Source organism: Ureibacillus xyleni, from assembly GCF_900217795.1.
GTDB lineage: Bacteria > Bacillota > Bacilli > Bacillales_A > Planococcaceae > Ureibacillus > Ureibacillus xyleni.
This window is the reverse complement of the sequence record NZ_OBMQ01000020.1, coordinates 1-20,295: the sequence shown is the minus strand read 5'-3', so window position 1 is coordinate 20,295 and position 20,295 is coordinate 1. Positions and strand designations below refer to the sequence as shown.

Sequence of the window (20,295 nt, the reverse complement as noted above, 5' to 3'; positions counted from 1 at the left end):
TTTATTTTAGTTTTTTAGCATAGTCTAGTTTGTTTTCTTGTCTAGCACGAGCGATAGCAAGTGAATCTTCCGGTACTTCTTTTGTAATCGTTGAGCCAGCTGCAACAAAAGACCCCGCCCCAATTTTCACTGGTGCGACTAAATTTGAGTTACATCCTACAAAAACATTATCTTCAATTACAGTTTTATATTTGTTTTTACCATCATAATTCACCGTAATTGAACCACAACCAATATTCACATTGCTTCCTACTTCAGCATCACCAATGTAGCTTAAGTGGGAAACTTTTGAATGGTCCCCTAAAGTGCTTTTCTTAACTTCTACAAAATTGCCTATTTTCACGTAATTACCTAGTTCAGCATCTGGACGTAAATGTGCAAATGGTCCAACCGATGTATCTTCTCCTACTATACTATTAGTGGCAACAGAATTTTGTACTGTTGAACGATCACCAATTTGACAATTTACAATATGACTATTTGGCCCAATGATGCAATCTTCGCCAATAATCGATTTACCTTCAATGATTGTACCCGGTTGAATTACAGTATCGCTTCCAATAATCGTGTCAGCACTTATATGAGTCGTCAGAGGGTTTACAATTGTTACCCCATTACGCATATGCATTTCGTTAATACGAGCGCGCATGATACCTTCCGCTTGTGATAAAGCTACACGATCATTAACACCTAATGTTTCCTCAAAATTTTCGCATTGGTAAGCCGAAACAATTTCACCTTGTTTTTGCAAGATTTCAATTACATCTGGTAAATAATATTCGCCTTGAGCATTTTCGTTGTTCACGAGTTTTAACGCATCAAATAAAGCTTTGTTATCAAAACAATAAGTACCTGTATTGATTTCTGTCACTAATTGCTGCTCAGTTGTCGCATCTTTTTGTTCAACAATTTGTTCAACTTGACCAGTATCATTTCTTATAATACGGCCATAACCAGTTGGATTGTCAGCAACTGCTGTTAAAATAGTGGCTTTTGCATTTTGAGTTTGATGGTGTTCAAATAATGCTTTAAATGTTTCAGTACGTATTAAAGGTGTATCACCACAAACAACAAGTGTTGTTCCTTCTAATTCACCTAAAATCGTCTCTGCTTGTTTTACTGCATGTGCCGTTCCCAGTTGTTCAGCTTGAAGAACATACTCTGACTTTTCACCAAGTTGTTCTTTTACTTTTTCAGCTCCGTGACCAACGATTGTAACAATACGATTTACATCTAAAGTTTGAATATTGTCAACAACATGTTCAACCATTGGCTTCCCGCAAACTGGATGGAGCACTTTATATAATTTGGACTTCATGCGAGTTCCTTGACCTGCAGCCAAAATGACCGCAAAAATGTTAGTCATTCTAAGTCCTCCATTTTGCTCATATTCTCTTTAGACTATATAGTAATTTTGCGGTTTTTTCAAGGTATGCAAGCTTGACAAATCAATGACATCCCCCTTTGGTAATTTTTAGTCCCTTATTCATCCTATTAAAATAAATTCATAATATGAGAATACAAAAAGAGCCTCCTCTAAAAGAGTGGCTCTTCTAATTATTAGTATTAAGCATTTGCTTCTTCAAGTTGTAAAGTATCTTCTTCACTTGATGCATGATAAGCAGCAGGTACAACCTCTTGAAGTTTATTTCGTGTTTCAGAGTTAATTGGGTGCGCTATATCGCGGAACTCTCCATCTGGTGTTCTTTTACTTGGCATTGCAACAAACAAACCATTATTTCCATCAATCACTCGAATATCATGTACGACGAATTCATCATCTAGTGTGATGGAAGCAATAGCACGCATGCGTCCATCAGTTTGAACACGTCGTAGTCTAACGTCAGTAACTTCCATTCTCTCAACTCCTCTCTTCTAGGATGCCTTTTAAAAACTATAATTCTACAAAAATTTTAAAAGTCCTTCTTTCATTATAAAATATTTAAAAAAATTAGAAAGTTTTTTATTTTTAGTTTTTAATAAATATGGAAATTTGATGGAAAAAAAGACGGACTCTAGAAGAATCCGTCTTTCTTGTTTTATTCGACTACAGCAATTACTTCAATTTCAACTTTCACATCTTTTGGTAATCTCGCTACTTCTACTGCAGAACGAGCTGGTTTATGATCCCCAAAATGACTTGCATATGTTTCATTCATAGCTGCAAAATCATTCATATCCCCTAAAAATACTGTAGTTTTTACTACTTTATCTAGAGAGCTTCCTGCTGCAGCTAACACAGCTTTTAAGTTTTCAAATACTTGGTTCGTTTGTGCAACAATATCCCCTTCAACAAGTTCTCCTGATGCTGTTAAAGGAATTTGACCTGAACTGTAGAACATGCCATTTACGACAATTCCTTGTGCATATGGTCCAATTGCAGCTGGTGCGTTTGTAGTTGATACTGGTTTCATTTAGTTTCTCTCCTTTAAATAATAATTCCCTTCGCTTAGAGCAATCGTACGGTCTTTTTCGTTTACTGCATGAAGTTTCACAAGTGAGTAATAATCATCCACGAGTGTTTCATCTGCATGTTCCGCTTCAACAAGAACCGCAATTCCCGCAAGTTCACAATCAAACTCTTCTAGTAAGTTTTTCATTCCGTTCATAGTACCTCCAACTTTCATAAAGTCATCGGTAATAAGAACACGTTGCCCACTTTTCATGCTACGCTTCGAGAGTACCATTGTCTGAATGCGACGAGAAGATCCAGAAACATAGTTAATACTAACTGTTGAACCTTCCGTTACTTTACTATCACGACGAACAACGACTACCGGCACATTTAAGTGTCTGGCAATCGAATGTGCAATCGAAATACCTTTTGTTGCAACAGTCATAATAACATCAATTTGTTGGTCAGCAAAAATGCCTGCAAATACTTTCCCAACTCTATTCATAAGTTCTGGATTTCCAAGTAAATCAGTCATAAATAAATATCCACCTGGTAGTAGGCGATCTGATTGGCTAAGTTCGGCGATTAAAATTTGTATTATTTCACGAACTTCCTCATCAGACATCTTTGGAATATACTTTACTCCTCCTGCTGCACCAGGTACTGTCATCAACAACCCGATTCCTTTTTCTTCAAATGTTTCTTTCACAATTGTTAAATCTTCACTAATGGATGATTTCGCAGATTGGTAAGTTTCAGAAAAAAAAGTGAGCGGGATTAGTTGATGTGGATGCTCAAGTAAATAATAAGTCATATCTACAAGACGCTCACTTCGCTTCCATTTCATGTAACCCACTCCTATACATCATTTAATCCTATTCAAGGTCCATATGTAAACACGAATATTTTATAGAAAAAGTAACATAAATGTACGCATTTAAGCAAGCGTATTTCTTTCACCAATTAAACGAACGGCAAAAACTTCATCACAAAATCCTCTTAATCCATTATAAATTCGACTAATTCTTGATTCATGATCAACAATTCCAAATACAGTCGGGCCGCTACCACTCATAAGAACTGCATCAGCACCAAATCGTTTCATCTGTTCTTTAATCATAACCACTTCAGGATGTAATTTAAAGGTAACAGATTCGAGAACGTTGCCAACAGATTCGCACATTAAATCATAGTCTCCTGATTCTAACGCTTGTAACATTTGTTTTGTATTTGGGTGTTCTACCTCATCTAGAGACAATCCCCCGTATACTTGGGCCGTTGAAACACCAATTTTCGGCTTAGCTAAAACAACCCAGCATGGTGGAGGGGATGCAATATTTTGTATCTTTTCTCCTCGGCCAGTTGCTAATGCAGTACCTCCATAAACACAAAACGACACATCTGAACCAACTTTAGCCCCAAGTTCCGCTAATGTATCGATGGATAAATTTAAATTCCATAATTCATTTAATCCTTTTAAAGTAGCTGCTGCATCACTACTACCTCCTGCAAGACCGGCTGCGATAGGGATTTCCTTTTCAATCGTAATAGTTACCCCTTCTTTTACACCATATGTATCCTTTAATAGCTGTGCGGCTTGGTATGCAAGGTTTCGGTTGTCACTTGGAATAAAACCGTTCGTAGATACAATGTGGATGTTCCCATCATTGCGATTTTCAAGACCAATCCGATCTGCCAAATCCACAGTTGTCATGATCATTTCTACTTCATGATAGTTATCTGGTCGTTTATATAAAACATCTAAAGTTAAATTTATTTTTGCAGGTGCTTTTACATAAAGCATTGCGTTGTCCTCCTTAAATGGATTCTACCTTTATGTTCATCAGTGTACCCGAACAAGTATTGATATTTTCTATAAATTATAATTGTATCTGCCACTTTTTTAAACATTTCAGATATTTTACCATAAAATAAAAGCCAATAGTCTCCACATTACATGGAGCTATTGGCAAAAAGTCAACATCTACTTATTTATATTATTTTGGTTTTGCTGTGCTAGACCTTGTTCGGCCATTTCAATCGCTCGCTTTACCATGTTTCCTGCATCACGTGACTTAATTCCGCCCCAGCCTTCACGTTCGACTACATCGTAAAATCCGAGTTCTTTCGCAATCTCTTCTTTCAGACGACTCGACATGATTCCTTTTCTTCTGGCCATGCAGTAATCCTCCTTATAAAATAAGTAGGTTGACTATCATAGTATGTGCGAAGAAAAATTAAAAAACACTCATAAAAATGAGTGCTTTTAAAAAATATAAAAACATAAGATAAAACTATTTGATAATTGCAACTTGTGAATCATCTAAAAAAGTAATCTCTACTGCTTCTGTTAATACATCTGTGTAGCTATATGAAACACGTTTACAAGAGTTATCTTCCTGATCAAGTTCTACCACGAATACCGCGTGATATGTTTCACTAAGTACCCCTGCACACTCAACCGTTTTCTTGCGTCCTCCGTTTGCTTTTAATAACAAACGTTTACCCAAATGACCATCAAGAGACATTTTGATGTCAGCTAACGTTTTTGGCATTTTCGCATACACCTCACTATTACCAAGTATAGCTTATGCCGTTTAATTTGTCAACAAATTATAATATTTTATCACCAGACAAATATAGTCGTCAACTTATTTTTAATAAAAAAATATCGTATATTATGAGTTATTTCGACATATTTCAAATTATTGTCCATTGCCAAAATGGGGATATAATGCATCAGCTAACTTACCGAACTCTTCAATTGATAACGTTTCACCTCTACGTGTAGGCTCAATACCGTTATTTTCAAGAGCTTCGATAATTAGTTGTTTCTTCTCTTTTCCAGATGGTAGACCAGATTGTAAGTTATTTAAAATTGTCTTTCTTCTTTGAGCAAAAGAAGCACGAGTTACTTCAAAAAGAAAGTCCTCATTTATTACATTAATTGGTGGCTGCTCATGTCGAATTAAGCGGATTACTGCTGAGTCAACATTTGGTTGTGGCATAAAAACAGTTTTTGGTACGGTCATTGCCACCTCAGCAGTTACATAATATTGAATTGCAATTGACAGTGATCCATACTCTTTTGTTCCCGGTTTAGCAGTAATGCGGTCTGCCACCTCTTTTTGCATCATAACAACAAAACCTCTAATAGGAAGTTGATCATTTAAAAGTTTCATTAAGATTGGTGTCGTAACATAGTAAGGGAGATTTGCAACAACCATGATGTCCTGTACATCTGCCATTTCTTCTTCAATCACTTTTTTAACATCTGCTTTTAAAATATCTGAGTGAACAATTTTCACATTGTCATAAGGGCTTAATGTATCTTCTAAAACAGGTAATAATCGTTGGTCAATTTCAAAGGATACTACCTTTTTTGCAGCTCGAGCCAAATGTTCAGTAAGTGCTCCGATTCCAGGACCTACTTCAATAGCCCCACTCGATTTTGTTAAATCAGCATGCCCTACAATATTTCGTAGAATATTCGGGTCGATTAGAAAATTTTGCCCTAAGCTCTTTTTAAATGAAAATCCATACTTATTTAATATTTCTTTTGTACGAATAGGCGTTGCGATATCTTTATTCATTGTGCTCCTCCTGATTAATTAACGCTACAGCTTTGCCAAATTGTTGGGCTGTGATTTGGAACATTGCAAGCCTCTTATGCAATTGTTTACCATTCGTCATACCAATATTCAATATTTCTCCTAATTGCTTACGACGATTCTTTGCCTCTGGATGACCAATAAGCCGCGCTAAAATTAAATCATCCATTGTTATCTCAGCTTCATATATTGTATTCGTATTTGGAGTATAGACATTTTTTAATGCCTCTCGAATATCATGATCTGATGCATGTTCGATTCCTAAACCTTTGCCGTTTTTAGCAATTGTTTTTTCCTTCGCTAAAAACGCATGTTTTACACCCGGTACATGCTCTTCAATAATTGCCCGTATCCGTCTACCTGGATAGTCTGGATCCGTAAATACGATAACTCCTCGCTTTTCCTGTGCATGTGCAATGCGACGAAGCGTTTCCTCGGAAATAGCTGATCCATTCGTTTCTATTGTATCTGCATTAACTGCTCGTTTTATTGCAGTTGTATCGTCTTTTCCTTCAACAACGATAAATTCCTGTATATCCAAAAATATACCCCTCTTCCAAAAACAATCTACCGCATATTTTATCACAGAAGTGTGCAAGGCGCTCTCACAGGTTATTTTTGAGTTTTCTATTACCACCTTGGTTTTGTCTAATATCTATACGTTTTTGTCTATTATTTCCGCTAATTAGTCTATTATTGCAATTTGAATTCAAAAAAAGAGCTTCCCTAAAAAGTCTAATAGGAAAGCTCTTTCACTACTATGTTTAGTTTAAAACCTTAATGCGAACTTTTTTACGTCCCCATTTGTTTGCTTCTGATTTGGTTTGTACCAGTACGTCAATTTTATTCCCTTTAATTGAACCACCAGTATCCCCAGCAATTGCGTTACCATAGCCTTCTACCCATACTTTTGTTCCTAATGGGATTACATTTGGGTCAACAGCAATAACTTTTAGATTCGAATTACTTTTTAGATTAATTCCACCTGCTGATGTTCCCGAACATCCATCACAGTATGGTGTGTAGGCAGTTGCTGTTACATAAAACTCTTTTCCTTTTGAAGCAGGTTCACTACTTCCACGAGAAACTTTAGCTGTTACAACTTTTGAACCGACTGCGACTACTTTTGTTTTTGGTTCTTTAAGAATTTCTTCCGATTTCAAGACCTTTTCGACTACTTTGCCATTTTCTTTAATCACTTCATAAGTACGAGATACTTTACCTTTCTCGCCTTGGGATACTACTTTTTCTTTCCCTTTAAGTAAAGAAGAGTCTGATTTGGTTTCGACAGCGAAATCAATAGATTCTTCCACTACATCGGTAACTTTTTCTACACGAACTATTGTGACTTTATCATCTGGAGCTATTACATCTTCCAAATCCTTTTCAACACGATCAAATTCATTAAGTTGAATTCCCTGTTGTTTTAAAAAGTTAGCGACCGTAGTCGAAGTGGACCAAACTTGTCTTTTATTTTTCCCATCGACAAGCGTTAACTGAAACGCTTTTTGAATATCGATTTTGTTAGTCTCGCCTACTTCAGTATCCAAAGCGACCGATACTTTATCGTGCTCTGTTACTTCGATATTTGCTTCTTCCAAAATGTTCTTCGCAATTCTTTCAGTTGTCCAAACTTTTGACTGATTTCCGTCAACTGAAATTTTTACTTCTCTAGCCTGTTCCCAGTTAATCGTCATTCCACTGGCGATTTCTGTTTTCAGTGAGGGTGTTACTTTATCATATTTTGATACTTCCAGATCTTTTTCTTCAAAAAGATCCTCAACAGTTTTTGCATGGGTTAATATTTCTTCTTCTACACCATTCGCATTTACAATAACCGAGGATTTGGTTCCTTGGTAAATAACAAATACTACAACTGAAACAAACACGACTAGTGAGATTACACTAACCAATGTTTGCTTACGCCTCAATGAATCTGAGAACAAGTTTTTCATGGATATTTTTGACATGAAAAAACGCCTCCTTGACACTCGTTGGATTATACGGGCCTTTCATAAACCTGTCAACCTGTTTAACTATTTACAAAATTGTCCATCCTTCAGTAACCCTTCCTTTACGCTGTATTGGAGACGTTTTGGGAATTTATTCTCTTAGCTTAAAAAATTTAACAGCATTTGAAGTGGTAGCCTGTGCAACTTCCTCTACAGTTAGCTCTTTTTGTCGAGCAATTTCTTCAGCAACAAGTGGTACATATGATGGTTCATTGCGCTTCCCACGATAAGGATGTGGGGCAAGGTAAGGTGCGTCCGTTTCAATCATTAAATACTCTAACGGAATTTCCTTTGCAACCTCTTTAGGTAACCGAGCATTTTTAAATGTCACTGGTCCACCAAGGCTAATCATAAAATTCATGGCAATACATTCACGAGCCGTTTCAACACTTCCGCTAAAGCAATGCATTACTCCACCAACTGAAGCAGCATTTTCTTCACGTAAAATTTTGACAACATCCCCCGTTGCATCACGATTATGAATCACAATTGGCAATTGCAATTTTTGCGCTAAATGAATTTGTTTACGAAACAGCTCTTGTTGTACTTCTTTCGGGGATTTATCCCAATAGTAATCCAAACCTGTTTCGCCGATTGCAACAACCTTTTTATTTGAAGCAAGTTGTTCAATCCATTGTAAATCTTCTTCAGTACAATCAATTGCATCTACAGGGTGCCAACCAATAACCGCATAAATGAATTCATATGTTTCTGCCAAATTCATTGCTCTTTCAATTGTTTTACGATCAAATCCGACTACTACCATTTTTTCTACTTTTGCTGATAGTGCTCTCTCAATTACTTGCTGTAGATCTTCTTCGTATTGGTCTGCATTTAAATGGACGTGTGTATCTATATACATTTGCTTTCAATCTCCTAATGAATATTTTATTGAAAAGTAATATTTCATAGTTAACATCTACATTACAGAAAAATTACATACTATAAATTTTCATGACATTGTTCATAGCCGTTTTTGTCGAAATTAGTATTTTCTTCCTAAGTTAATTTACTCAGCATGGATTTTAGCTATAATAAAATAGTTTTTTCGTCTTAGACATTCTAGCGTTAAAAACCTGTTGAACGGGTTGTCCAACAGGTTGAAACTTTTATTTTACTTTTGCACCATTTGCAAGTTCTTCATTTACTGTTGCTAATTTTAATATGCCATCATGAGAACCAGCTAAAATCATTCCTTGAGAAAGCTCTCCTCGAAGTTTTACAGGTTTTAAGTTTGCAACTACAATTACTTTTTGACCAATTAACTCTTCAGGTTTGTAATATTGAGCAATCCCTGATACTACTTGACGTTGTTCATATCCTAAATCAACTTGTAACTTTAACAATTTATCTGCTTTAGGTACTTGTTCACAAGCAATCACAGTAGCAACTCTTAGATCAATTTTGGCAAAATCATCAATTGAAATTTCAGGTACTTCTGGTGTTTGTACTTCGGATTTTTTCTCTTCCTCTTGAGGTGTTTGAACAGAAGAGCGCATTTGATCACGAATGTATGATACTTCTACTTCTGCATCTAAACGTGGAAAGATTGGTACACCTTTTTCTACCACTTTTATATTTTCTGGAATAATATTTCCGAATGTTTCAATTGTTTCCCACGCTAATAAACTTTCATTTAAGCCTAATTGATCTATGATTTGTTTTGGGGCCGTTGTCATAAATGGCTGTAACATTACTGCAATATGACGTAAACTTTCTGCCAAATTTGCCATTACCGACGCTAGCTTGGATTTGTTTTCCTCATCCTTTGCAAGTACCCATGGCTGCGTTTCATCGATATATTTATTCGTACGAGATACAAGTGACCATATATCCGCTAAAACCACGCTAAACTGCATTTTCTCCATATTTTGTTCAAATGCAAGTCTAATTTGTTTCGCATGAATTTTTAACGTTGCATCAAATTCTGTTTCTTCAAGATTTTGAGTTGGAATTACCCCATCAAAATACTTATTCATCATTGAAACTGTTCGATTTAATAAGTTCCCAAGGTCATTTGCTAAATCAAAGTTCGTTCTTTCAACAAAAGATTCTGGTGAAAAGACGCCATCTGCTCCAAATGGTAGTTCACGTAGAAGGAAGTATCGCGTTGCATCTAACCCGTAACGTTCTATTAACATTTCAGGATATACAACATTTCCTTTTGATTTCGACATTTTTCCGTCTTTCATCATAATGAATCCATGAGCGAATACTTTTTTCGGTAATGGTAAATCTAATGCCATTAAGAAAATTGGCCAATAAATTGTATGGAAACGAACGATATCCTTTCCAACAACATGAACATCAGCAGGCCAGTATTTATTAAACAGTTCTTCATTATCAGATCCATAGCCTAATGATGTAATATAGTTCGACAAAGCGTCCACCCAAACATATATTACATGTCTCGGATCTCCAGGCACTTTAATTCCCCAATCAAAAGAAGTTCTAGAAACTGAAAGATCTTCTAAACCTGGTTTAATGAAGTTATTAATCATTTCATTTTTACGTGACTCTGGTTCTATAAATTCGACATTTTCTTCATAGTATTGAAGAAGACGGTCAGCATATTTCTTCATATTAAAGAAGTAAGATTCTTCTTTTACTGTATGAACTGGACGTCCGCAATCAGGACAATTTCCGTCAACTAATTGGGTTTCAGTATAAAAGGATTCGCAAGGTGTACAATACCACCCTTCATATTCTCCTTTATATATGTCACCATTGTCTAAAAACTTTTGGAAGATTTTTTCAACACTTTTTATGTGACGTTCTTGAGTAGTTTGGATAAAATCGTCATAAGAAATATCCATTAATGCCCAAAGGTTTTTAGCTGCATCTGCAATTTCATTAACATATTGTTGTGGATGTTTCCCAGCTTCTTCTGCTTTTTCTTGGATTTTTTGACCGTGCTCATCCATTCCAGTTAAAAAGCGTACATCGTATCCTCTCAAACGTTTGTAACGCGCCATCGTATCTGATGCCACGGTTGTATAAGCTGTTCCAATATGGAATTTTCCACTTGGGTAATAAATAGGGGTTGTTATATAAAATGTTTTCTTTTCACTCACGCAAAACGGCCTCCAATTGTCAACTGTATAGTTTTTATTGTAACGAAGTAAGAAATTTGTTTCAATGAAAGAATATTATTACAGTATTTTGTTAGGAATTGTATTTAGGGAATTTATGTTATTAGTTTGCAACTTTTTATCTAAATGTCACTTCCAATAATAAGAATCTCTATATTTAACCAATTTTATAATAAATTTTTGAATTTTTACATCTATTTTCAAATCAATTTTACGTCATTAATGCTAAATAATTGACGTTTATGGCATTACTTGGTATCATCTTATTCAGACAAGTATTCTGTGTCGAAATTTGACGAAACGAAATTTAATTTTATATTCTACTAAAAACAGGAGGAAATATTGTCATGAAATCAACAGGTATCGTTCGTAAAGTCGATGAATTAGGTCGTGTAGTTATTCCTATTGAGCTTCGTCGTACACTAGGTATTGCAGAAAAAGATGCGTTAGAAATTTACGTTGATGACGATAAAATCATTCTTAAAAAATATATGCCAAACATGACTTGCGCTGTAACTGGTGAAGTTTCTGATGAAAACTTCCGTCTAGCTGGAGGCAAATTAATTTTAAGTCCAGAAGGCGCAGAAATTTTAATGCGTGAAATTCAACAGCATATTAAAAGATAATTAAAAATGGGAAGGTTATTTAAGTTGGTTTTAAATAACTTCCCTTTTTTAATGCTTTTACTGTTGATGATATTGTTGGTAAACCTCTCGTTTTGCGAGTCCACGAACTTTAGCAACTTCTTTAATTGCATCCTTAGAGTTTAATGTTTTTTCATCAATTAAATAATCAACATGCTCAATTATAGAGAGATTTGTCCAATACGCCTCTTCTTCGAGTTCTGCTTCCCCGTTTTGATTTCCTTCTATAATAATGCAAAACTCCCCACGGATTTCATTTTCCGTTACCCATCCATTGGCCTCTTCAATTGTACCGCGTAAAAATTCCTCAAATTTTTTTGTTAACTCACGAGCTAACGTAATTTTTCGGTTTCCTAAAACAAGCTCTAAATCTTTTAATGTTTCCTTAAGCCGATGTGGTGCTTCATAAAAAATAATTGTCTCTTCACGTTTTGCTAATTTCTCTAATTGTTGTCTTCTCTCTTTTTTATTACGATTTAAAAATCCGAAAAAGTAAAATGGTTGTGGTGTGATACCAGATGCAATAAGTGCCGTTAGAGCAGCATTGGCACCAGGTACAGGCACGACAGCAAAATCTTCATTTATTGCCTTCTCTACAATATCTGCTCCCGGATCTGATATACAAGGTAATCCTGCATCACTTACAAGAGCAACTGATTTTCCTTGTCGCAGGTAACTAAGAATTTTTTCTCCACCTTGTTCTAAGTTGTGTTCGTGATAGCTAACAAGCGGTGTTTCAATCTCAAAATAATTACATAGCTTTTTTGTGTTGCGTGTATCTTCTGCTGCAATGACGTCAACTTCTTTTAAAATTCGAAGAGCTCGTACCGTCATATCTTCTAAGTTGCCGATGGGTGTTGCCACTAAGTAAAGACAGCTCCCTACTTCATGTTGACTACTTTTTTGTGATTTCATTATTTCCTCCAATATATTTCAATTTTTCACTTCGCTTCAGTTGTTTAAACGCATATTCTACTCTCATTGCTTCCTGCTTTGTTTCATATGTTTCATAATAAATACACTTTACTGGTCGACGGGCTTTTGTATATTTTGCCCCTTTGCCAGCGTTATGAGTAGCCACCCGTTTATCTAAGTTATTTGTGTAACCTGCATAAAGAGTGTGGTCTGCACATTCAAGAACATAAAATATATGTTTATTGTTGCTCTCCATATAAAATTTCACTCACTTCTTTTGTATATTCGTTGTTTTCGTCATATACAAATAACGGAGGTAATACTTTCAAATCTGGTTTTCCGTCTTTAATTCCTTCTATTAATAATGTATTCGCTTCTTTTCCTAACTTTGGATAAACAAAGCGTAGTCGTTTTGGTTCTAGACGATATTTACGCATAGAAGTAACAATATCTAAAAGTCGCCCTGGTCGATGGACAAAAGCAGCCTTTCCACCTTGTTTTAAAAGTCGACTTGCTGATTCAATTGCTTGATCTAATGTTAAGTGTAATTCGTGACGTGCAATGGCATAATGCTCACTTAAGTTTTTGTCACTCATTTCATGGGCTAAAAAATAGGGAGGGTTACACGTGACAACATCGTATTTTTCAATTCCCAAAGTGATTGGAATTTCCTTCACGTCTCCTTGGATTATATTTATTTGTTCTTCTAGTCCATTGTAACGTACACTACGGGCCGCCATATCGAAGAGACGCTCTTGCAATTCAACTCCTATTATTTCTGCTTTTGTTCGTGCGCTTAAAAATAAAGGAATTACTCCATTACCAGAACATAAATCAACAATCTTCCCTTTATTTTTAGGGACACTGACAAATCTCGATAAAAGCACCGCATCTAATGAAAAAGAAAAAACTGACGGGCTTTGAATAATTCGCAAATCTTCTGCTAATAAGTAATCAAGTCTCTCATCATCTTTTAACCACTGTTCCATCTATTAACCTCCTTCAAAACAAAAGACTGAAAACCACTTATTGTGGCATCAGTCTTAAAGTTAACCATTTTGTTTATTTAAAAAAGATAGGCAAAACAAGCAATCTTCCCCTTTACGAGAACTTCCAAAGTGAACATGACACACGTGGAAACCTTCCTGGTAAAGACGTGCTAAATTATCGTAGCCTTCTCCAATATCTAATAAACTAACCTTCCCTTTGTTAGTAGTCTCATCTTGGGTAAGATTTTCTTCTTCCCCTATAAGTTCCTCTAAACGTCGACGTAGGTGAAGGTTTTCCGTCTGAATTGCCTGATGTTCTTCAACCATATGTGCAACATACTTTTTTAAGTCGTTATATTGTTGCTGTAGCGATTCGAGTTGTTGTTCGAATTCCATAACAGTATCTAAGAAATTTCGGTCCTTCACGAAAGATCCCACCCCACTTGCGTTTTCTCTATATCAAATTTTTCTCATATTCAAGAATTTCATCTAATGTATATTCAACAGTACGTTCTTGTTCTTGTAAGTAGACTTGAATTAACCGTTCTAATACATTGATTCCTACAACTTTACCAATTCCATCTGGCGTCATTGTATCATCCCCGATATCTGGCATTCCTTCTTTTGCTGTCTCATAATCGTCATTTTCGTATTTTAAACAACACATTAATCGACCACAAAGTCCGGAAATTTTCGTAGGATTTAATGATAAGTTTTGATCCTTTGCCATTTTGATTGAAACAGGATCAAAGTCCCCTAAGAAGGTAGAACAACAAAGCATTCGACCACAAGGACCAATTCCCCCTAGTAGTTTTGCTTCATCACGGACACCGATTTGACGTAATTCGATTCGTGTACGGAAAATCGATGCTAAATCTTTTACAAGTTCACGAAAATCGACACGTCCTTCAGCTGTGAAATAAAAAATAATTTTATTTCGATCGAATGTATATTCAACATCAACAAGCTTCATATCTAAATTGTGCTCGCTAATTTTTGCATTCGCTAATTCATAGGCTCGTTGTGATTCCTGCGAGTTTTCCTCAACCTGGATTCGATCACGTTCATCAGCAGGGCGTAATACTTGTTTTAAAGGTAAAACAACATCATTTTCTCCTACTTGTTTCATCGGAACGACAATCTTTCCATATTCGACCCCTCTTGCTGTTTCTACTATGACATACTGTCCCTTTTCAAGTAGAAATTGGCCAGGATCGAAATAATATATTTTACCCGCTTTTTTAAAACGGACTCCGACTACATTATACAAATGTATACCCCTCCTGCAGATTAAGCATCAACTGCTCCATCATAAGCGTGCGATTCATGTTACGTTGTAGATTTTGCCTTGCTTGTAATACAGCTTGCATTTGATGCGATAAACGTTCGTATGTTGTATTCAATGCATGCTCTCTCCAACTTTGTAACATGTCTGGATATGTACAACTGGCTTCCGGATTAGCTTTTATAGCTACAATATCACGATAAGCAAACAGTAGTAAATCTAACGCTTGCTCGATTTCATTCTTTTCCTTGAATGAAGATAGCCATTCTTCATATATTACTAATAATGCTTCATGGACATTTTTTCTGACTATCTCTACTAATTTTAACACTGTTTTTCTAGCATGTGCAAACTGCTCGTCACTTGCTAAAGAAATTGCCGTTTCAAGGTTATTTGTAAGCATACTAACGGTAGATGCCATTGACATTGTTATACCTTGTTCTTGCAATTGCTTTAACAAAATTTCTCTTGGGATATTGTAAAATTTTATATGCTGGCAACGAGATTGAATCGTAGGCAATATGGATTGATAGCTCTCCGTTAGTAATATTGCCGTTACATCTCCCTCAGGTTCTTCTAAAAACTTTAGTAACGTATTGGCAGAGGAAGTATTTAGACGGTCCGCATGGTGAATGACGTATATTTTCCGCCCTTCTTCAATACTCGTTTTTGTCATTGTAGAAATAAGGTCACGAATTTGGTCGATTTTAATGAATTGCCCATCTGGTTCAAGCTTTTTTACATTTGGATGATTCCCTGAAACAATTCTTTTACAATTTCGACATGTTTCACATGGAACATTTTTCGACGGGTTAAGACATAAAAGGAGTTTTATGAAGAAAGATGCAATTTGCTGTTTTCCAGTTCCTTTTGCTCCGTCAAATATATAGGCATGGGCAGTTCGATTTTTTTCATAGATTGTTTGAAGTTGTTTCATCACTACAGGCTGTAAAACCTTAAGCTCATCTACATTTCCTTCCACTTTCTTCACCTTTTTTCTTGTACAAGTATTCCTTTTTAGGACAACGTAAGCGTCTCGTAAAGCTAATAATTTCTTAATCTATCCTAGAAAAAACCCCGTGTCTAAAACTTTTAATAGACACGGGTTTACATATATAAGTTAATGAGTAAGCCTTTAATTTCACCAATTCGATCGAGCAATTCAATGGTATCCTTTTCTTCATTTAAGATTTCTTGTGCGAGTTCCACTAAATGCTCATCTATTGTTTCGACAATTTTCAGCCGACGCCCTTCGCCAAAGCGGTTCCAAGTATGAGATTGTTTCATATCTAACCCATATTCGACAGCTTCTTGTAAGAATCGTTTTATAAGCATTTTGAAACGAGTAAGTTCTCTTAAATTTCGGGATCTTGCCACTCGATCTCCTGCTGCTGATATATCGCCAAGCAATCTTGTTAATTGCTCTGTTTGCAACTTCGAGCCTTGTTTTACAAGTATTTCACCAAATCTATTTTGTGATTGGTTTGTTTGTTTTAACTCGTTATGGTTCGTTTTTAGACCAACTCGCAAATCTTGATTTATCTTCAATTACCTTTTCGCCTCCACTAAAAATGGTGGAACTGTTCAATTGGTAATACAAAAACGGTAGCTCCCCCAACTTCAACTTCTATAGGGTATGGGATGTAAGAGTCAGCATTTCCCCCTAACGGAGATACAGGTGATACCATTTGTTCACGGGAACGGCAGTTGTCTTTAATAATTTCGAGTAATCGAGGAATTTTTGTATCCTCGGTACCAACGATAAACGTTGTATTCCCCGAACGAAGGAACCCACCAGTACTTGCTAACTTTGTTGCCCGAAAATTATTTTTCGTTAAAGCGTTAGACAAACGATTACTATCTTGATCCTGAACGACAGCAACAACTAATTTCATCAGCACTCACTCCCTATATTTAATTAATTCTAGTAGCATAAATTAAATCCTACTAAAAACTCTTACTTAAATAAAATGTTGAATTGGTGTTTCTATTATAACATACATTAATAGCTCACTTCATTTACTTTTGAACTACCAGCATACGTAAAATATTCCAAACTTCTTCTACCACTTCCTCTATTGATTGATCAGCGTTTATTATTTTTATTCTGTTTGGATATCTTTTTATTACTTCATAATACCCTTTTCTCACCTGTTCATGAAATAATAAGCTTTCGTTATCAAGTCTATTCACTTCTCGTTCATTGTGTGCATGAATCCGAGCTAGTCCCACAGCTGGTTCAATATCAAAATATAACGTTATATCAGGCATCCGTTTGCCAATTGCAAATTCATTTATGGATAACACTTCATCAATGCCAATTCCCCGGGCAAATCCTTGGTACGCTAAAGATGAGTCGATAAAACGATCACATAGAACATGTTTTCCTGCCTTTAATGCAGGCTCCACCTTTTCAAAAAAGTGCTGACTTCGAGCAGCAGCATATAATAGAGCTTCTGTACGTTCATCCATAGCAGTATGGGCAGGATTTAAAATCACTTCTCGTATTTTTTCAGCAATTTCAATGCCACCAGGTTCTCTTGTTCCTAAAACATCAATATTGTGCTGTTGTAGTCGTTCAATTATTTTATTTATAACTGTTGTTTTTCCTGCACCTTCTGGACCTTCGAACGTAATAAATAAATTGTTTTTCATTTTTATTCCTCCGACTATGACTTTATTACATAAATGAGCTTTTCTTTTAGTCGGTGTTCACCTTGGAAATCTGCACCTACCGCAAGTAACTCCTCTAGTTGACTTAATTTTGCAACCGTTATTTTTTCCCCCGGCACTAACAATGGAATGCCTGGTGGATAAGGTATTAACATGCTAGCTGCAATTTTACCAAATGCTCTCATATACGGAATCCACTCTTTTTCAAGTTGATCAATTTCATCATAAGAATATTCAGGTACAGTGACACTTAACCAATCCTTCGAAGAGATATCTGTCGTTGCAAAACCTGAACCTTCTTCTTTTTTTAATACCTTTAAAGCCTCTTTTATTCGAATACGTGATTCTGCAAAAGGATATACTTGGCCCTGTTTTAACAATGGTAAAATGACCAACACTTGATATACATCTGCGAGTTCCACATATAACCCTTGCGATTCAAAAGCATTTTTCAGTTCAAACCCAGTATACCCTGGCATACGTAAAAGTAGCTTTAATGGGTCATCTACTTCTACTACTTCTAATGGATGAAGTGAGCGTAAAGCATCTATCCATTGTACTCTTTTATCCATTAAGTAAGCTCCATCATGTTCAAGATAACTATCTATGTATTCCCGAGCATCGTCTAAAGAAGCAAGTAATAAATATGATGGACTACTAGATTGTAGCATTCTTAAATAATGATTTACTTTTTGCACATCAACTAGATTTGATTTTACATGCATAAACGAAGCCATTGTCATAGCAGGTAATGTTTTATGTGCAGATTGTACTACGATGTCTGCTCCTAAGCTGATAGCAGATGGAGGAAACAACTTACTACCGATTAAATGTGCTCCATGTGCTTCATCAATTAAAACTGGAATTCTATATTCATGACATAATTTGATTTGTTGTTGGAGTTGCTTTGAAGCAAGACCATAATAGGTTGGATATGTTAAAACGACAGCTTTTACATCTTGATAAAGACGTAATGCCTCTTTTAATGAATCTGTAGGCACTCCCCCAACCGTTTTTGTTTTATCATCCCACTCAGGGGCAACGAAAATAGCTTTTGCTCCAACTAATTCTAAAGCATGAAAAATCGATTTATGAGCATTCCTTTGTACAATGATTCGGTCATTGCGTTTACATGTCGCGTAAATCATCGCTAAGTTCCCTACTGTTGAGCCATTTACTAAGAAGAAACTTTGATGAGCATCATATGTTTTGGCAAGCAATTTTTCGGCATGAAAGATTGCTTCCTCCGGGTGATGGAAATCATCTAATCCTGTAAGCTCTGTTAAATCATAGGAAAGTGCAATTTTTAGATCCTCAGGTAATGTTGATAATAGTCCGTTCTTATGCCCCGGTACATGCATGGATTGGGGCTTTTTTTCTACAAAATTTTGTAGAGCTTCAACTAAAGGTCTTTCCCTTTTCATCGACTCACTCCAATTTTTGTTCTAATAATTACTATTATAGCTTCGAGCAACATGCTAATCCAATGGAATAAAAAAAGGCATACCGAACATTTTCGATTGCCTTTGTACGTTATTTTACTATATCTAGAATTTCCTTAGGTTCTGAAACTGTATAATCTGGTTTACTATTCTTTACTACTTCAAAAGCATCGTACCCCCATTCTACCCATATAACCTTTATTCCAACTTTCTTACATGCGACAATATCTCGATCCTCATCACCTACATAAATGACATCAGATGTTTGTATTTGATGTTTATTTAAAAATTTACGAATGATTTTATCTTTGCCGAAAATTCGACTAGAACAAAGAATTTCTGAAACGTTATTTATCTGTTGCTTCTTTAAGAATGCCTCGATATTTTCCTGTGAATTTGAAGAAATAATTGCTATGTTATATCCATGACGATTTAAATTTCCAAACAAATCTTTTATCCCTTCAAAAAGTTCTACTTCATTTAGAGACTTTTTATATGTTTGGTAGAACAACGGCATAACAATCGGCAATTTATATAAAGGAAAATCATAACGTTTACTTCGCTCATTCATTGTGAGCTTTTTTAACCCATCTATTTCACTTTCATCTATTTTTTTAAATCGATGCTTCTCTGCTATCGTATTCCATGCTTCTAATATGGCTAGCTTTGAATCAACAAGCGTCCCATCAAAGTCAAAAATCACATACTTCATAATTTCTCTCTCCCTATTAAATAATATCCCCTATTTATTCGCCTAAGAACCCTCTAATAATTTGGTAGCGTTACGCTCCTTCCATACATATCCATTTAATACTATTAATAACGATAAAAAGCTTAGTTAGGTTCTAATAGATTACCTTTAACTGCGAAAATCTGTGGGCAAAAATAAATATGATTGTCTCAAAGATACGGTTTAACTTTAATTTTTTGCATCAAAAAAACACCACTAGATTTTAGTGGTGTTTATTTTGCCTAGCAACGTCCTACTCTCACAGGGGGAAGCCCCCAACTACCATCGGCGCTAAAGAGCTTAACTTCCGTGTTCGGTATGGGAACGGGTGTGACCTCTTTGCCATTATCACTAGACCACATATTTAGTTGAAAGATGCTTGTTCTCTCAAAACTGGATAAAGACATTGACATACAAACTTCAAGCTAAAATTGGTTAAGTCCTCGATCGATTAGTATTCGTCAGCTCCATGTGTCACCACACTTCCACCTCGAACCTATCTACCTC

The 20,295-nt window shown here is 35.7% G+C and carries 24 protein-coding genes and 1 rRNA gene; 1 reads left to right on the top strand and 24 read right to left on the bottom strand.

What is annotated here, in order from left to right; genetic code table 11:
* Nucleotide 1: 1 nt before the first annotated feature.
* The 12 genes from glmU to metG form a co-directional block, all read right to left on the bottom strand.
* Nucleotides 2–1,366 (bottom strand): bifunctional UDP-N-acetylglucosamine diphosphorylase/glucosamine-1-phosphate N-acetyltransferase GlmU, encoded by a 1,365-nt coding sequence (gene glmU / locus CRO00_RS19135; RefSeq protein ID WP_097075277.1) that lies wholly within the window; start codon nt 1,364–1,366, stop codon nt 2–4.
* A 200-nt stretch (nt 1,367–1,566) separates the two neighbouring features.
* Nucleotides 1,567–1,857, bottom strand: coding sequence for a septation regulator SpoVG (spoVG, locus tag CRO00_RS19130; protein ID WP_097075276.1), 291 nt, complete (start codon nt 1,855–1,857; stop codon nt 1,567–1,569).
* A 182-nt stretch (nt 1,858–2,039) separates the two neighbouring features.
* Nucleotides 2,040–2,414 carry a RidA family protein gene (locus tag CRO00_RS19125; RefSeq protein ID WP_097075275.1) on the bottom strand — a complete coding sequence of 125 codons (375 nt, stop codon included), beginning with the start codon at nt 2,412–2,414 and terminating at the stop codon, nt 2,040–2,042.
* Nucleotides 2,415–3,242, bottom strand: coding sequence for a pur operon repressor (gene purR, locus CRO00_RS19120; protein ID WP_097075274.1), 828 nt, complete (start codon nt 3,240–3,242; stop codon nt 2,415–2,417).
* 90 nt (nt 3,243–3,332) lie between these two features.
* Nucleotides 3,333–4,199, bottom strand: a complete 867-nt coding sequence (ispE, locus tag CRO00_RS19115; RefSeq protein ID WP_097075273.1) for a 4-(cytidine 5'-diphospho)-2-C-methyl-D-erythritol kinase — start codon at nt 4,197–4,199, stop codon at nt 3,333–3,335.
* 180 nt (nt 4,200–4,379) lie between these two features.
* Entirely contained in the window at nt 4,380–4,574 is a 195-nt protein-coding gene (locus CRO00_RS19110; RefSeq protein ID WP_097075272.1) for a small, acid-soluble spore protein, alpha/beta type, read from the bottom strand.
* A gap of 115 nt (nt 4,575–4,689) precedes the next feature.
* Nucleotides 4,690–4,950 carry a biofilm formation stimulator Veg gene (gene veg, locus CRO00_RS19105; protein ID WP_097075271.1) on the bottom strand — a complete coding sequence of 87 codons (261 nt, stop codon included), beginning with the start codon at nt 4,948–4,950 and terminating at the stop codon, nt 4,690–4,692.
* Between the two features lie 150 nt (nt 4,951–5,100).
* Complete coding sequence (rsmA, locus tag CRO00_RS19100) at nt 5,101–5,988, bottom strand: 16S rRNA (adenine(1518)-N(6)/adenine(1519)-N(6))-dimethyltransferase RsmA (protein WP_097075270.1); 888 nt, start codon at nt 5,986–5,988, stop codon at nt 5,101–5,103.
* On the bottom strand, nt 5,981–6,547 hold the full coding sequence (gene rnmV / locus CRO00_RS19095; RefSeq protein ID WP_097075269.1) for a ribonuclease M5: 567 nt from the start codon (nt 6,545–6,547) through the stop codon (nt 5,981–5,983). Before rnmV ends, rsmA begins: the two co-directional genes overlap by 8 nt.
* 223 nt (nt 6,548–6,770) lie before the next feature.
* Nucleotides 6,771–7,976: a G5 and 3D domain-containing protein gene (locus CRO00_RS19090; protein ID WP_097075268.1), complete on the bottom strand. Its 1,206-nt coding sequence runs from the start codon at nt 7,974–7,976 to the stop codon at nt 6,771–6,773.
* A 133-nt stretch (nt 7,977–8,109) separates the two neighbouring features.
* Nucleotides 8,110–8,880, bottom strand: coding sequence for a TatD family hydrolase (locus CRO00_RS19085; RefSeq protein WP_097075267.1), 771 nt, complete (start codon nt 8,878–8,880; stop codon nt 8,110–8,112).
* 247 nt (nt 8,881–9,127) lie between these two features.
* Nucleotides 9,128–11,092, bottom strand: a complete 1,965-nt coding sequence (gene metG, locus CRO00_RS19080; RefSeq protein WP_097075266.1) for a methionine--tRNA ligase — start codon at nt 11,090–11,092, stop codon at nt 9,128–9,130.
* A 365-nt stretch (nt 11,093–11,457) separates the two neighbouring features.
* Between metG and CRO00_RS19075 the strand changes: the two genes are divergently transcribed.
* Nucleotides 11,458–11,736 carry an AbrB/MazE/SpoVT family DNA-binding domain-containing protein gene (locus CRO00_RS19075; RefSeq protein WP_097075265.1) on the top strand — a complete coding sequence of 93 codons (279 nt, stop codon included), beginning with the start codon at nt 11,458–11,460 and terminating at the stop codon, nt 11,734–11,736.
* A gap of 57 nt (nt 11,737–11,793) precedes the next feature.
* Here CRO00_RS19075 and rsmI read toward each other — a convergent pair whose 3' ends face one another.
* From rsmI to rrf, 12 genes are all read right to left on the bottom strand, one after another.
* Nucleotides 11,794–12,669 carry a 16S rRNA (cytidine(1402)-2'-O)-methyltransferase gene (gene rsmI, locus CRO00_RS19070; protein ID WP_097075264.1) on the bottom strand — a complete coding sequence of 292 codons (876 nt, stop codon included), beginning with the start codon at nt 12,667–12,669 and terminating at the stop codon, nt 11,794–11,796.
* On the bottom strand, nt 12,650–12,925 hold the full coding sequence (locus CRO00_RS19065; RefSeq protein WP_097075263.1) for a GIY-YIG nuclease family protein: 276 nt from the start codon (nt 12,923–12,925) through the stop codon (nt 12,650–12,652). The genes rsmI and CRO00_RS19065 overlap by 20 nt, the downstream gene beginning before the upstream one ends.
* Complete coding sequence (locus CRO00_RS19060; RefSeq protein WP_097075262.1) at nt 12,909–13,658, bottom strand: tRNA1(Val) (adenine(37)-N6)-methyltransferase; 750 nt, start codon at nt 13,656–13,658, stop codon at nt 12,909–12,911. The genes CRO00_RS19065 and CRO00_RS19060 overlap by 17 nt, the downstream gene beginning before the upstream one ends.
* 60 nt (nt 13,659–13,718) lie before the next feature.
* Nucleotides 13,719–14,084: a DNA replication initiation control protein YabA gene (gene yabA, locus CRO00_RS19055; RefSeq protein WP_097075261.1), complete on the bottom strand. Its 366-nt coding sequence runs from the start codon at nt 14,082–14,084 to the stop codon at nt 13,719–13,721.
* Between the two features lie 28 nt (nt 14,085–14,112).
* Nucleotides 14,113–14,928, bottom strand: a complete 816-nt coding sequence (locus CRO00_RS19050; protein WP_097075260.1) for a PSP1 domain-containing protein — start codon at nt 14,926–14,928, stop codon at nt 14,113–14,115.
* Entirely contained in the window at nt 14,921–15,925 is a 1,005-nt protein-coding gene (gene holB / locus CRO00_RS19045; RefSeq protein ID WP_097075259.1) for a DNA polymerase III subunit delta', read from the bottom strand. Before holB ends, CRO00_RS19050 begins: the two co-directional genes overlap by 8 nt.
* A gap of 125 nt (nt 15,926–16,050) precedes the next feature.
* Nucleotides 16,051–16,491: a YaaR family protein gene (locus CRO00_RS19040; RefSeq protein ID WP_097075258.1), complete on the bottom strand. Its 441-nt coding sequence runs from the start codon at nt 16,489–16,491 to the stop codon at nt 16,051–16,053.
* 17 nt (nt 16,492–16,508) lie between these two features.
* Entirely contained in the window at nt 16,509–16,838 is a 330-nt protein-coding gene (locus tag CRO00_RS19035; protein ID WP_097075257.1) for a cyclic-di-AMP receptor, read from the bottom strand.
* Between the two features lie 124 nt (nt 16,839–16,962).
* Nucleotides 16,963–17,598, bottom strand: a complete 636-nt coding sequence (tmk, locus tag CRO00_RS19030) for a dTMP kinase (protein ID WP_097075256.1) — start codon at nt 17,596–17,598, stop codon at nt 16,963–16,965.
* 14 nt (nt 17,599–17,612) lie between these two features.
* Nucleotides 17,613–19,040: an aminotransferase class I/II-fold pyridoxal phosphate-dependent enzyme gene (locus tag CRO00_RS19025; protein ID WP_097075255.1), complete on the bottom strand. Its 1,428-nt coding sequence runs from the start codon at nt 19,038–19,040 to the stop codon at nt 17,613–17,615.
* A gap of 109 nt (nt 19,041–19,149) precedes the next feature.
* Nucleotides 19,150–19,770, bottom strand: a complete 621-nt coding sequence (locus CRO00_RS19020; RefSeq protein ID WP_097075254.1) for an HAD-IIIA family hydrolase — start codon at nt 19,768–19,770, stop codon at nt 19,150–19,152.
* A 258-nt stretch (nt 19,771–20,028) separates the two neighbouring features.
* A 5S ribosomal RNA gene (gene rrf / locus CRO00_RS19015) occupies nt 20,029–20,144 on the bottom strand.
* Nucleotides 20,145–20,295 lie beyond the last annotated feature (151 nt).